9 protein-coding genes are annotated in these 13502 nt (G+C 73.1%); 5 read left to right on the plus strand and 4 right to left on the minus strand.

The genetic code is table 11. From position 1 onward, the window contains the following. Positions 1–66: 66 nt before the first annotated feature. The 3 genes from ABZ898_RS26430 to ABZ898_RS26440 form a co-directional block, all read right to left on the minus strand. Entirely contained in the window at positions 67–2493 is a 2427-nt protein-coding gene (locus tag ABZ898_RS26430) for a SpoIIE family protein phosphatase (protein WP_361663914.1), read from the minus strand. Positions 2494–2636: 143 nt separating this feature from the next. Next, entirely contained in the window at positions 2637–5042 is a 2406-nt protein-coding gene (locus ABZ898_RS26435; protein WP_361663779.1) for an MFS transporter, read from the minus strand. Between the two features lie 153 nt (positions 5043–5195). Further along, complete coding sequence (locus ABZ898_RS26440) at positions 5196–5639, minus strand: SRPBCC family protein (protein WP_361663917.1); 444 nt, start codon at positions 5637–5639, stop codon at positions 5196–5198. A 134-nt stretch (positions 5640–5773) separates the two neighbouring features. Between ABZ898_RS26440 and ABZ898_RS26445 the strand changes: the two genes are divergently transcribed. The 3 genes from ABZ898_RS26445 to ABZ898_RS26455 all read left to right on the plus strand — a co-directional run bounded on the left by ABZ898_RS26445 (position 5774) and on the right by ABZ898_RS26455 (position 9477). Beyond that, positions 5774–6811, plus strand: a complete 1038-nt coding sequence (locus ABZ898_RS26445; protein ID WP_361663782.1) for an Rv2578c family radical SAM protein — start codon at positions 5774–5776, stop codon at positions 6809–6811. A 141-nt stretch (positions 6812–6952) separates the two neighbouring features. After that, complete coding sequence (locus ABZ898_RS26450) at positions 6953–8509, plus strand: alpha/beta hydrolase (protein ID WP_361663785.1); 1557 nt, start codon at positions 6953–6955, stop codon at positions 8507–8509. Positions 8510–8595: 86 nt separating this feature from the next. After that, positions 8596–9477: an alpha/beta hydrolase gene (locus tag ABZ898_RS26455; protein ID WP_361663788.1), complete on the plus strand. Its 882-nt coding sequence runs from the start codon at positions 8596–8598 to the stop codon at positions 9475–9477. A 46-nt stretch (positions 9478–9523) separates the two neighbouring features. On the opposite strand, the gene ABZ898_RS26460 is transcribed toward ABZ898_RS26455, so the two are convergent. Beyond that, a complete protein-coding gene (locus tag ABZ898_RS26460) occupies positions 9524–10108 on the minus strand; it encodes an adenylosuccinate lyase (protein ID WP_361663791.1) in 585 nt (194 codons plus the stop codon). 341 nt (positions 10109–10449) lie between these two features. On the opposite strand from ABZ898_RS26460, the gene ABZ898_RS26465 reads away from it, so the two are divergent. Beyond that, a complete protein-coding gene (locus tag ABZ898_RS26465) occupies positions 10450–12255 on the plus strand; it encodes a 3-hydroxybutyryl-CoA dehydrogenase (RefSeq protein ID WP_361663795.1) in 1806 nt (601 codons plus the stop codon). Between the two features lie 142 nt (positions 12256–12397). Continuing rightward, complete coding sequence (locus tag ABZ898_RS26470) at positions 12398–13210, plus strand: TetR family transcriptional regulator (RefSeq protein ID WP_361663798.1); 813 nt, start codon at positions 12398–12400, stop codon at positions 13208–13210. The last annotated feature ends 292 nt before the right edge of the window (positions 13211–13502 follow it).

Genomic DNA, 13502 nt, shown 5'->3' on the forward strand with positions numbered 1-13502 from the left:
CCAAGGTCGGTGCCTTGATCGGGATATCGCGCCGGGCGCCCCCGGACAAGGGGTCCGGGGGCACCTTTACGGGATCAGCGCCTGCTCGAACCACACCGTCTTGTGGCGCCCGCTGGTCGTCGCGCCCCACTCCCTGGCCAGTCGGCTGACGACGCGCAGGCCACGGCCCGCCTCGTCCGTGGCTCCCGCGGTGCGCAGGTCGGGCAGTTCCGGCTCCTCGTCCGTGACCTCGAACAGCAGGGCGTCGGTGCGGACCACGCGCAGCCCGACCGGGCTGCCCCCGCCGTGCCGTACGGCGTTGGTGACGATCTCGCTGACCAGCAGCAGCGCGGTGTCCACCGCCCCGGGCAGGCCCCACTTCAGCAGGCGCTCGCGGACCAGGTGCCGGGCGCGGGAGACCTCGCGCGGGTCGGGGTCCAGCCGCCACTGGGCCACATGGTCGTCGGGGATGCCGTTGAGCCGGGCCATCAGCAGGGCCACGTCGTCCTTGCGGCCGCCGCGGGTGTTCAGCGCGCGGATGATGGTGTCGCAGGCCGCGTCCATGGAGGCGGCCGGATGCGCGGCGGACTCGCAGAGCGCGGCCAGCCCGTCCCCGATGTCGGAGCCGCGCACCTCCACCAGGCCGTCGGTGCACAGCACCAGCCGGTCGCCCGGCTCGACCCGTACCGTGGTGACCTCGAAGGGGACGCCGCCGACGCCGATCGGCGCACCGGTGGGCAGTTCGAGCAGTTCGCTGCCGCCGTCCGCCGCGCGGACCAGCACCGGCGGGATGTGTCCCGCGTTGGCGATCTGGAGCTCGCCGCGGATCGGGTCGTAGACGGCGTAGAGACAGGTGGCGAGGTAGTTCTCGCCGAGCCGCCGGGCCAGGTCGTCGAGGTTGCGCAGCAGTTGGGCGGGCGGGGTCTGAAGCGCGGCCATGGTCTGGACGGCGGTGCGCAACTGGCCCATCATCGCGGCCGAGTTGAGTCCGTGCCCCATGACGTCACCGACGACGAGGGCCGTGCGGGAGCCGGGCAGTTTGACGGTGTCGAACCAGTCGCCGCCGATGCGGCCGAGCCGGGTGCCGGGCAGGTACCGGGTCGCCACGTCGCACCCGGCCATGCGCGGGGTGACCTGCGGCAGCATGCTGTCCTGGAGGGTCTCGGCGACGTTCTCCTGGTACGTGTACATGCGGGCGTTGTCGAGCACGAGCCCGGCGCGGGCGGCGAGTTCGGCGCCGGTGGTGCGGTCCATGCCGTCGAACGGCAGCCGGTCGGCGCGGCGCAGCAGCACCATGAAGCCCAGGACGACGTTGCGCGCCTTGAGCGGGACGATCAGCAGGGAGCGGCCGTTGATGAGCGGCCTGAGGTCGCGCTTCTCGAACTCGCCGGAGATCCGGTTGCCCAGCTCGTCGCTGATCCGGGGGATGAGGACGGGTTCGCCGGTGACCATGCACTGGTAGAAGGGCGTGTGCTCGGGGAAGGCGAACGCCTCGCCGACCGGGACGGTGTCGTCCCACCGGCCGGGTTCGTCGTTGTGCTCGACCCAGACCCGGTGCATCAGGGTGCTGGCGTCGGGCGGGCCGTCGGGGAAGCCCTCTCCGGCGAGGACTGCGGAACGCAGATGGGTGCCGGCGAAGTCCGCGAACCGGGGCACGGCGGCACTGGTGACCTCGCGGATCGTCTCGCCGAGATCGAGGGAGGTGCCGATGGCGGAGCTGACCTCGTTGAGGAACTCCAGCCGCTCGCGCACGGCCGCGTACTCCAGGTCGGCCAGCGCCTCGGCCGGGATGAGCGGCTCGGTCCGGGGACGCGGGACAACGCTGTCAGAGCGGCCGGGGCGCCGGGGGACACCCCAGTACGGGGTGACGGGCACGCGCTCGAACTGGCTGAACTCCAGCACCGGATAGCCGAGTTCGAGCACCTGGGAGACGATGCGGGCGCTGAGTCCGGGCCCCATGTTGGGCAGGATCTCGGGCAGCCTGCGCTCCAGGTCGGCGGCGGTGGGCAGTTCGGTGTGGCGGGCGAAGCCGGGCGCGATGCGCTCGGTGCTCTCGTCGAGGTGCCCGCGGGCCTCCCGCAGGCGGGTGGCGTCGGCGGCGAGCACCAGCAGCCGGGAGGGCCCGGGCCCGACCAGCGGGTAGGCCCACCACAGCACGTCGATCCGCTCGTCGTCGACGCGTTCGGGCGGGGTGAGCCGGGCGCGGCCCGCGGTGGGATAGCCGGTGTGCCCGCCGAGAGACGCCTCAAGGTCGGGGCCGCTCCCGTCGGGAGCGCCGCCGGGCGGGCCGTCCAGCAGGTCGTCGGGGAGGGCGCCCGAGACGGGCAGCAGATCCGCCACCGGCCGTCCCACGGCCTCCTCCCGGGCGGTGCCGAACATCCGCCCGGCCCCACTGCTCCAGTGGGACACCAGGCCCGAGCGGTCGACGATCACCACGGCCAGCGGGATACGGCCCGCCGCGGAGTCCTCCGCACCGCGGCCGGGAGACGCGTCCCGCTCGCTGCCACGGTCCATGGCCAAGGCCCTCTCTCCCCACGGCTGTACGCGAACGATCTGTGCCGCCCGCCACTACCGTACGGGGGAGTCACGTCGCCATGTGTGGCAATCCGCGAATTGCGTCCCCGAGATCACACCGGCACGCCCGGGCCCCTCACCGCTCAGTCCTCGTGGCCCAGTTGCAGGTCACGCTCGGTGCGGCCGCCGCCCGCGACCTGGAGGACCGTGGCGACCGGCGGATAGCCGGCGGCGATGACGGTGTACTCGCCGGAGGAGAGGTCGACGAAGCGGAAGCCGCCGTCCGCGCCCGTGGTGAGGGTGTCGACGACGTTCCCGGCCGCGTCCAGCAGGGTCACGCGCGCGTCCTCCACCGGACGCCCTCCTCCGGCCCGGACCGTGCCCTTGAGGACGGCTCCGCCCGCGAGTTCGACGTCCTGGCGGGTCTCGCGGGACGCCTGCACGCTGACCGGGAGGGCGGCCGGGCGGAAGGCGGGCGCGCTGGCGGCGAGGGTGTACTCCCCCGCGACCAGTTCGGTGATGACGTAACCGCCCTCGCGGCCGCTGCGGGTGGCGGCGACGACCTCGCCGTGCACGTTGGTCAGGGTGACGGTGGCGTCCCGTACGGGGCTGCCGTCCGCGGTGAGCATGGCGCCCGCGAGGCGCCCGGCGCCGCCGAGGACCACGTCCAGCTCGACGGGCCGTTCGCCCACGGTGACGGAGACGGCCTGGGGCTGGTGGCCGCCGGCCGCCGCGATCAGCACGTAGGAGCCGGCGCCGGGGGTGGCCAGGGCGTAGCGGCCGTCGTCGCCGCTGGCGCCCCGGCCGATCTGTACGCCGCCGATGTCGATGAGGGTGAGCGCGGCGCGGGGCACCACGGTCCCGTCCGGGTGCTGGACGGTGCCGCAGACCGCGATCCCGGCGGTGTGCGGCGCGCGGGCCTGGGGCGGGACGGGGATGCCCGGCACGGTGTCCGGTTCGGTGGCGGTGGGGACGTGCTGGGACACCAGGGGTTTCTCCTTGAGGAAGAAGGCGATGACCAGGCCGAGGACGAGCACCGGCACCAGGTACAGGAAGATGCGGGGCATCGCGTCGGCGTAGGCGTGGATGTAGGCGTCCCGCAGCGCCGGGGGCAGGGCGTGGACGAGCTGCGGGGTGATCGCCTCGGGGTCGGGCAGGGCGGCCGCGGCGTCCGGCGGGAGGTCCTCGCGCAGGGCGTCGGTGAGCCGGTCGGCGAAGAGGGTGCCGAAGACGGCGGCGCCGACGCTGCCGCCGATCTGCCGGAAGTAGTTGTTGGCGCTGGTGGCGGTGCCGAGGTCGGCGGGGCGCACGGAGTTCTGCACGGCGAGCACCAGTACGGGCATGACCAGGCCGATGCCGGTGCCGAGGACGGCCATCCAGACGCTGTAGGCCAGCCGGGAGGTGTCCACCTCCAGCCGGGACAGCAGCCACATGCCGAGCGCGGAGAGCGCGCCGCCGAGCAGCGGGTAGACCTTGTAGCGGCCGGTGCGGCTGATGAGCTGTCCGCCGACGATGGACGCGCCGACGATGCCCGCCATCATGGGCAGCATCAGCAGCCCGGACTCGGTGGCGCTGGCGCCGTCGACCATCTGCAGGAAGGTCGGCAGATAGCTGGCCGCGCCGAACAGGGCGACGCCGACGACCAGTCCGACCAGCCCGGTGATGTTGAAGACGGAGTCCCGGAACAGCCGCAGCGGGATGAGGGGTTCGGCGGCGAACCGCTCGGCGACGACGAAGAGGATCACGGCGGCCAGCGCGCCCGCGCCGAGCCCGATGATCTCCCTGGAGTCCCAGGCGTACTCGGTGCCGCCCCAGCTGGTCAGCAGCACCAGGCAGGTGGAGGCGGCGGCGAGCAGCAGCGCGCCGGGCACGTCGAGCCGGCCGCGCTTGTCCGGCCGGGGCAGCTTGAGCACGACGGCGACGACGGCGAGGGTGACCAGGCCGAAGGGGACGTTGATGTAGAAGCACCAGCGCCAGGAGAGGTGGTCGGTGAAGTAGCCGCCGAGCAGGGGGCCGGCGACGGAGGCGAGGCCGAAGGCGGCGCCGATCAGGCCCATGTAGCGGCCGCGCTGCCGGGGCGGCACGATGTCGGCGATGATCGCCTGCACGCCGATCATCAGGCCGCCCGCGCCCACGCCCTGGACCGCGCGGAAGGCGATCATCTGGTCCATGCTCTGGGCGCGCCCGGCGAGGGCGGAGCCGACGACGAAGACCAGGATGGCGAACTGGAAGACGCCCTTGCGGCCGAAGAGGTCGCCGAGCTTGCCGTAGAGCGGCAGGCCGATGGTGGAGGTCAGCAGGTAGGCGGTGATCGCCCAGGACATCTTGTCCAGGCCGTGCAGCTCGCCGACGATCTTCGGCAGCGCGGTGGCGACGATCATCTGGTCCAGCGCGGCCAGCAGCAGCGCGAGCATCAGCCCGACGAAGACCAACCGCACCCGGCGTGTGCCGAGTTCGGGGCCGGCGGCGGGCGGTGGGTCCGGGTGTCCGCCCGGAGCCGGGACCGCTTCAACGCCCGGCTCCTCGCGCACCAGCGTCGTTCCGCCCACGTACCGCTCCCCTCGCTCGCATCTGTCGCACATCCCGCGTTACGCGACAACTGCGAACACATACGGCGAGTTACGGCATGAATCCGGTCCCGGCGCAGATCACTCGAACCGGTGAGGGGGACAACGCCCCCGCACCGGCCGGTGTTTGGGGTGTTACTTCTCGACCTCGGCGGCGAGCTTGTCGAGCACGGAGTCGTAGATCCGGCCGAGACCCTTGGGGGCGAAGGTGCGCTCGAAGAAGCCGCCGATGCCGCCCGCGCCCTTCCAGGTGGTGGTGACCACGACACGGGAGCGGCCCTCGCCGGCCGGGGTGACGCGCCAGGTGGTGACCATGGTGGAGTTGCGGTCCTTCTCGACCAGCTCGCCGTCGGTGGGCTCGCCGACCTCCAGCAGACAGTCGCGCACCCGCTTGCTGGTGGCCTGGAGCTTCCAGTGGACGAGGGTGCCCGCGCCGTCGCCGCCCTCGCGCACCTCGTACTCGCTGAAGTGCTCGGGGAGCAGCCGGGGGCGGGTTTCCCGGTAGTCGGCGAGGGCGTCGAACACCTTCTCCGCGTCCGCCGCGACGACCCGTTCCGTAGTGGCCTCGACCTGCGCCATTGCTTCCTCCACGAGCTCATTCCTCAGGGTTTCGGCAAGCCAACCACCCCGGCGCCCGGCCGCCCAAATCGGGGTCCGCCCGATCATGGGAACAGATGTTCTATTGTGGGTTTCGAGCTACCGAGGGAGGCGTCATGCGCTGGGAGAACCTGACCGACGAGTCCGGTGGTCACGGCCGGACCCCCGACGGCTCGCTGTTCGGCGCGGACGCCGTGGTGACCCGGACCTTCGACACACCGGAGTTCCGCGGCATCACCTTCCACGAGGTCCGGGCCCGCTCGGTCCTGAACCGGGTGCCGGGCGCCTCCCGGATGCCGTTCGAATGGACGGTGAACCCCTACCGCGGCTGTTCGCACGCCTGCGTGTACTGCTTCGCCCGGAAGACCCACAGCTATCTGGACCTGGACACCGGGCTCGGCTTCGACTCCCAGATCGTGGTCAAGGTCAACGCGCCGGAGGTGCTGCGCCGCCAGCTCGCCTCCCCGCGCTGGGGCGGGGAGCACGTGGCGATGGGCACCAACGTCGACTGCTACCAGCGGGCCGAGGGCCGCTACCGGCTGATGCCGGGCATCATCGACGCCCTCACCGAGCGGGCCAACCCGTTCTCGATCCTCACCAAGGGCACCCTGATCCTGCGCGACCTCGACCGCCTGGTGCGGGCGGCCGAGGTGACCGACGTCGGCATCTCGGTCTCCGTGGGCTTCACCGACCCCGAGCTGTGGCGCACCGTCGAGCCGGGCACCCCGGCGCCCGAGCGGCGGCTCGACGTCGTACGCGCGCTCGGCGAACACGGCATCGGCTGCGCGGTGCTGATGGCCCCCGTGATCCCCTTCCTCAGCGACCAGCCCGAGCGGCTGCGCGCCACCGTGCGCGCCATCGCGGAGTCCGGGGCCACCTCGGTGACCCCGCTGGTGCTGCATCTGCGGCCCGGCGCGCGGGAGTGGTTCATGAGCTGGCTCGCCCGGCACCATCCGCACCTGGTGACCCGGTACGAACGGATGTACGCGGGCGGCTCGTACGCCCCGACCTGGTACCAGCGCCGGGTCACCCGCCAGGTGCACGAGCTGGCGCGGGAGTACGGCATCGGGCCGACCCGCGCGGGCACGGCCCGGCGCGTCCGGCGGCCGGCCCGCCCGGAGGAGCCGCAGCCGACCCAGCTCACCCTCATGTGAGGGCGTTCGAGGGCATCCGGCGACCCGTTCGGGTCAACCGCGGGGCGAAGACGCCCCCGAGGCGGGGATTGCAGGGACGATGCCGCGAGGACCGCGGCCCGCGCGGCCCGCGTCATCCCCCGTCCCGTGGAGTGCCCCCGCATGAGAACACGCGCAGCCGTACTGGGCGCGACGGCCGTCCTGCTGGCCGCCTCCGCCACCGCACTGCCCGCCCGCGCCACCCCCGCCGCACCGGGCCTCGCCTGGAAGGGCTGCGCCACCGAGGACCACCCGACCCTCCAGTGCGCGTCCCTGACGGTCCCCCTGGACCACGCGCGGCCCGCCGGCCGCCAGATCACGCTCGCCCTGTCCCGCGTGCCGCACACCGCGAAGACCTCCGAGGGCCCGCTGCTGGTCAACCCCGGCGGCCCCGGCGGCAGCGGGCTGGGCCTCGCCGGGTTCGTCGCCTCCGCGCTGCCCGCGGAGGTGGCCGCGCGCTACGACGTCATCGGCTTCGACCCGCGCGGTGTCGGGAAGAGCACCCCGGCCCTGACCTGCGCCCCGGACCACTTCGCGCCGGTGCGCCCCGACACCGTCCCGGCCACGGCGGAGCTGGAGCGGCGCAACCTGGACCGGGTGCGGTCCTTCGCCGCCGCCTGCGGCAAGGCGCACGCGGACGTGCTGCCGTACATCGACACCGTCTCCGCCGCCCGCGACCTGGAGTCCGTCCGCGAGGCGCTCGGCGCCGAGCGCCTCAGCTACCTCGGCTACTCCTACGGCACCTACCTCGGCGCGGTCTGGGCCAAGCTGTTCCCCACGCGGGTGCACCGGCTGGTGCTGGACTCGATCGTGAACCCGACCGGCGTCTGGTACGCGGACAACCTCACCCAGGACCACGCCTTCGACGCCCGCCACAAGGCCCTGATGGCGTGGATCGCCGGGCACGACGAGGCGTACGGCCTGGGCACCGACCCCGCGCGGATCGAGGCCGACTGGTACGCGATGCGGGCCGTGCTGGCGGAGCACCCGGCGGGCGGCAGGGTGGGCGCCGCCGAGCTGGAGGACACCTACATGCCGGGCGGTTACTACGACGGCTACTGGCCCTACCTCGCCCAGGCGCTCGCCTCCTACGTCCACGACAAGGACACCCGGCCGCTCCAGAAGGCGTACGACGCGTTCGCCGTGGTCGACGCGGCCGGGGCCAACAACTACAGCGTCTACACGGCCGTGCAGTGCCGGGACGCCCAGTGGCCGCGCGACTGGCGGCGCTGGTCCCGGGACACCTGGGCGACGCAGCGCAAGGCACCCTTCATGGCCTGGAACAACACCTGGTACAACGCGCCGTGCGCGTTCTGGCCGGCCCGCACCCGGCAGCCCGTCAACATCGCCAACGGCAAGCTGCCCCCGGCCCTGCTGTTCCAGGCGACGGACGACGCGGCGACGCCGTACGAGGGCGGTGTGCTGACCCATCGTCTGCTGGCGCACTCCAGCCTGGTGGTCGAGCGGGGCGGCGGCAACCACGGCATCACCCTGACCGGCAACTCCTGCCTGGACGACCACCTGACCGCCTACCTCACCGACGGCACGGTCCCGCGCGGCCGGGGAGAGGCCGACGCGGTCTGCGACAAGTCCCCGGCCCCGAAGCCGCTGGACCCGAGAACGGCCCCCGCCCCCGCTCGCGGCGCGGCCCTCCACGGCCTGCTGGGCTTCCGCGGCTGACGTCCGTCCGGCCGGCCGGAGCCGTACGGCGCGCGGCGCGCCGGAATCCCGGTGCGCCGCCGGGCCGGCCGTGACACCCTCCGCTCATGTCGATCATCGCTGTGTCGCCCGGGGTTTCCCTCGCGTACGAGACCTTCGGAGACCCCGGCGACCCGCCGGTCCTGCTCGTGACGGGGTTCGGCACGCAGCTGCTCGGCTGGCACGAGGACTTCTGCCGCGCGCTGGCCGGCCGCAGCCGCCATGTGATCCGGTACGACAACCGCGACTGCGGGCTGTCCACCATGTTCGACGACCATCCCGTCGACATGGGCGAGTTCATCGCCGCGGTCAGCTCGGGCGACCTCGCCGCCGCGCTCGCGATGATCCCCTACCGCCTCTCCGACATGGCCGACGACGGCCTGGGCCTGCTCACCGCGCTCGGCATCGAACGCGCCCATGTCGTCGGCGCCTCGATGGGCGGAATGATCGCCCAGACGATGGCGCTCTCCGCCCCGGAGCGGGTGCTCAGCCTGACGTCGATGATGTCCTCGACCGGAGAGAGCGCGTACGGCCGGACCAGCCCGCAGGCACAGGCCGTGCTGTTCGGTCCGAGGCCCGCGGACCGGGAGGGGTACGTCGCGGCGGCGGACAAGGAACTGGTGTGGGCCTCCAGGCGGTACGGCGACGCCGCGGCGCTGCGTGAACTGGCTGCCGCGAGCTACGACCGCGCCTACCGGCCCACCGGCGTCGGGCGGCAGCTCGGCGCGATGGTCCTCAGCGGTTCCCGCGCGGACCGGCTCCGTGAACTGCGGGTACCGACCCTGGTGATCCACGGTCTGGACGACACCCTGATCGACCCCAGCGGCGGCAGGCGCACCGCGGAGCTGGTGCCCGGTGCCGAACTCCTGCTGGTGCCCGACATGGGCCACGACCGCCCCCGTGAACTCTGGCCCACGCTCATCGACGCCCTGGTGGCCCACACCGGCTGAGCACGGGCGGTGTGCGGGCGGTGGGCCGGTGGTGTATGGGTCGGCGTCAACCGCCGTGCCGCTGGCGGGGGATGCGGCCCAGTGCCGTCATCGCCGGTCCCGCCAGGGCCGGGTGGGCCAGGGCCTCGGTCAGGACTCGTTTCGCCCTGGGGTCGGCCAGGGTGCCCAGGCCCTCGACGCAGGCCAGGGCGACCCGGTGGTAGGGGTCGTGGGGGCGCAGTCTTCGTTCGAGGGTGGTGATGAGGGCGGGCACCGACTCGGGGGCGCGCAGCCGGACGAGGAGGCGTACCGGGTGCAGGGCGTAGGCGACGCGGAGTTCGTTGGTGGCGAGGGCGGCGGCCGCGCGGGCGGTACGGGGGTCGCCGAGGGCCGCCAGGGCTTCGGCGGCGGAGGCGCAGCGGGGCGGGTCGCGGTGGTTGAGGAGCAGCACCAGTGATTCGAACGCCCGCCGGTCACCGGCGACTCCGAGCCGGAAGGCGGCCAACTCCCTGGCCCACAGCGGCTGTCCGGGCGCGGTGAGCACATGGGCCAGCTCGTCGTGATCCCCGGTGCCCACCAGCCTCTCGTACGCGGCCACGCCCCGCGACTCCTGCCGTAAGCGTTCGGTGAGCACTCGCAACTCTTCGTCCACGTACCCAGCGTAGGCGCGTGGTGACGGCTGAGGGAGGTACATCACAAAGCGAGTTGGCGCCGACCACTGGCGCGCTCGTTACTCGCTGGTTAAGCTCAGACGAGCGAGTTACCCACTCGCGCTTCGGCTGGCGACGGTCTGGTGACGCAACCGTCGAGAGCACGACCCGGCTCCGGGACAGGGCCGGTCAGTTGACCGTCAGGGCGTGTGCGCGCCCGACCACGACGGCACCGGGCGTGTGCGCTTCGCGGCCCGGCAACACCCGCATCTCCGCGCTTCCTCGCGCGTCCCCGACGCGTCGGCGCGTTCCTCGTCGTCACCACTCTTCCTGGAGTTCCGCGATGGCCACTCCCCTGTCCCACACCCCTCCCTCCGCGCTGCGCACGATCGCCGTGGTCGGCCTCGGCACCATGGGCACCGGTCTCACCGAGGTCCTGGCCCGGGCCGGCCGCGAGGTGGTCGGCATCGACATCGACGCCTCACAGGCCGCCACCTGCGTCCGGGCGCTGGAGGCGTCCACCGCCCGTGCCGTCGGGCGCGGCCGGCTCACCGAGCCCGAGCGCGCCGCGCTCCTGGGCCGGGTCACCACCTCCACCGACCTCGCGGCGGCGGCCGGCGCCGACCTCGTGATCGAGGTGGCCCCGGAGTCGTACGAGATCAAGCAGCAGATCCTCTCCGAACTGGACCGGGTGGTGCGGCCGGAGACGATCCTGGCCACCGGCACCAACGCGCTGTCGGTCACCCGGCTCGCCTCGGGCTCGGCCCGCCCGGAGCGCGTCCTCGGCCTGCACTTCTTCAACCCGGTGCAGGCGATGAAGCTGGTGGAGGTCGTGTCCTCGGTGCTCACCGCGCCGCAGGCGGTCGCCGCCGTCACCGACCTCGCGATCGAACTGGGCAAGGAGCCGGTCGCGGTCGGCGACCGACCCGGATTCGTCGCGGACGGCCTGCTGTTCGGCTACCTGAACCAGGCGGCCGCGATGTACGAGGCCCGCTACGCCTCCCGCGAGGACATCGACGCGGCGATGCGGCTGGGCTGCGGTCTGCCGATGGGCCCCCTCGCCCTGCTCGACCTGATCGGCGTGGACACCGCCCGCCGGGTCCTGGAGGCGATGTACGCCGAGTCCCGCGACCGGCTGCACGCCCCGGCGCCGATCCTGAAGCAGCTCAGCCAGGCGGGCCTGACCGGCCGCAAGGCGGGGCGCGGCTTCTACACCTACGCGGCCCCCGGCAGCGCCGAGACCGTCCCGGACGCCCTCACCCCGGCGCCCGACGGCACCGCGGCGGCGGGCCGTACGGTGCGCTCGGTGGGTGTGGCCGGGTCGGGCACGATGGCCTCGGGCATCGCCGAGGTGTTCGCCAAGGCCGGGTTCGAGGTCGTCCTCGCCGCCCGCAGCGAGGAGAAGGCGCAGGCCGCGAAGGCGCGCGTCGGCAAGTCGCTGGACCGCTCGGTCGCCAAGGGCCGGCTGACCGCCGAGTCGGCTGCCGGGATGCTGGAGCGCATCACCCCGGCGGGCGGCTACGAGGCGTTCGCCGACGTCGATCTCGCCGTGGAGGCCGTCGCCGAGGACCTGGACGTCAAGCGGCAGCTCTTCCAGGCGCTGGACAAGGTCTGCAAGCCGGGCGCGGTCCTGGCCACCACCACCTCCTCACTGCCGGTCGTCGCCTGCGCCCGCGCCACCTCGCGTCCGCAGGACGTGATCGGCATGCACTTCTTCAACCCGGCCCCGGCGATGAAGCTGGTCGAGGTGGTGCGCACGGTGCTCACCGCCGACGACACGCACGCCACCGTGCGGGAGGTCTGCGCGCGGCTGGGCAAGCACCCGGTGGACTGCGGCGACCGCGCCGGCTTCATCGTGAACGCGCTGCTGTTCCCGTACCTGAACAACGCGATCAAGATGGTCGAGGAGCACTACGCGACCCTCGACGACATCGACGCGGCGATGCGCCTGGGCGGCGGCTACCCGATGGGCCCGTTCGAACTGCTGGACGTGGTGGGGCTGGACGTCTCGCTGGCCATCGAGAAGGTGCTGCACCGCGAGTTCCGCGACCCGGGTCTCGCCCCGGCGCCGCTGCTGGAGCACCTGGTGGCGGCGGGCTGCCTGGGCCGCAAGACCGGCCGGGGCTTCCGCGAGTATGCCCGCCGCTGACGGCGGCGGCTTCCGGGACCGGCCGGAGTGGGGCGGGCTGCTCGAACCGGGCGGCCTGACCCCGCCCGGCCGGGCTCCCGCCCCTCCCGGGGGCGAGGCGGCACCCGCGCGTGGGACGGCGTCCATGCAGTACGTTCGGGTCATGTCCCAGCCCGTCAGGTCCTCACGTACATCCGCCGCCTCCGACGCACCGGAGAGCGCCGCGGGCGGCCGCGCCGCCGCCCAGCGGCTGAAGATGCGCCGGGAACTGGCGGCCGCCGCCATGGAGCTCTTCGCGTCCAAAGGGTACGAGGCGACCACGGTCGACGAGATCGCCGCGGCGGCCGGGGTGGCCCGGCGCACCTTCTTCCGGCACTTCCGCTCCAAGGAAGAGGCGATCTTCCCGGACCACGACGACACCCTGATCCGCGCCGAGGCGGTGCTCAACGCCGCCCCGGCGCACGAGCACCCGCTCGACACCGTGTGCCGCGGGATCAAGGAAGTCATGAAGATGTACGCGGCCCAGCCGGAGATCTCGGTGGCGCGCTACCGGCTGACCCGTGAGGTGCCCACGCTGCGCGAGGCGGAGATCGCCTCGGTGGCCCGCTACGAGCGGCTGTTCACCCGCTATCTGCTGGGCCACTTCGACGAGCGGGCGCACGCCGACGACGCCAACGACGACCCGCTGCTGGCCGAGGTCGCCGCCTCCGCGGTGGTCACCGCCCACAACCACGTCCTGCGGCGCTGGCTGCGGGCGGACGGCCAGGGCGACGTGGAGGCGCAGCTCGACCACGCCTTCGCCATCGTGCGCCGCACCTTCGGCACCGGCATCGGAGCCGGCCGGAGCGCGTCCGCCCAGACCACCGCCCCGGCCACGGTCTCCGCGCAGGGCGAGGTGCTGGTGACGGTCGCCCGTACCGACGCCCCGCTGGACGAGGTCATGCGGACCATCGAGCAGGCACTCAAGGAGCGGTGAGCGCGCGTCTCCCGCAGTGACGACGGCCACCCTCCGGGGTGGCCGTTTTGCCATGTCCGGGCCTGTTTTCCGGCACCTTCCGGAGCCCATTCGATCGATCATCGCTCATTTGTTACGTAAAGATTTCATGTGAGTGGAAGTTCTGGCACTCAGTGCCTTGCCGCCTGACACGCGGTGTCATACGTTGAGAGTGTCCGGACGGCCGGCGCGTAGCGAAATCCCGCGCGTCGGCTGTCCCCGCAAGCCCCCCGGCTCGCGCGTCCGGACGCCTGCGTCACAGGCAACCTCCCGC

This window comes from Streptomyces sp. NPDC046860, assembly GCF_040645115.1.
Lineage (GTDB): Bacteria > Actinomycetota > Actinomycetes > Streptomycetales > Streptomycetaceae > Streptomyces.

What these genes read in the sequence shown, in the direction of transcription:
- ABZ898_RS26430 (WP_361663914.1), bottom strand. Translation starts at nt 2,493, where the DNA reads ATGGACCGTGGCAGCGAGCGGGACGCGTCTCCCGGCCGCGGTGCGGAG.
- ABZ898_RS26440 (WP_361663917.1), bottom strand. Translation starts at nt 5,639, where the DNA reads ATGGCGCAGGTCGAGGCCACTACGGAACGGGTCGTCGCGGCGGACGCG.
- ABZ898_RS26445 (WP_361663782.1), top strand. Translation starts at nt 5,774, where the DNA reads ATGCGCTGGGAGAACCTGACCGACGAGTCCGGTGGTCACGGCCGGACC.
- ABZ898_RS26450 (WP_361663785.1), top strand. Translation starts at nt 6,953, where the DNA reads ATGAGAACACGCGCAGCCGTACTGGGCGCGACGGCCGTCCTGCTGGCC.
- ABZ898_RS26455 (WP_361663788.1), top strand. Translation starts at nt 8,596, where the DNA reads ATGTCGATCATCGCTGTGTCGCCCGGGGTTTCCCTCGCGTACGAGACC.
- ABZ898_RS26465 (WP_361663795.1), top strand. Translation starts at nt 10,450, where the DNA reads ATGGCCACTCCCCTGTCCCACACCCCTCCCTCCGCGCTGCGCACGATC.
- ABZ898_RS26470 (WP_361663798.1), top strand. Translation starts at nt 12,398, where the DNA reads ATGTCCCAGCCCGTCAGGTCCTCACGTACATCCGCCGCCTCCGACGCA.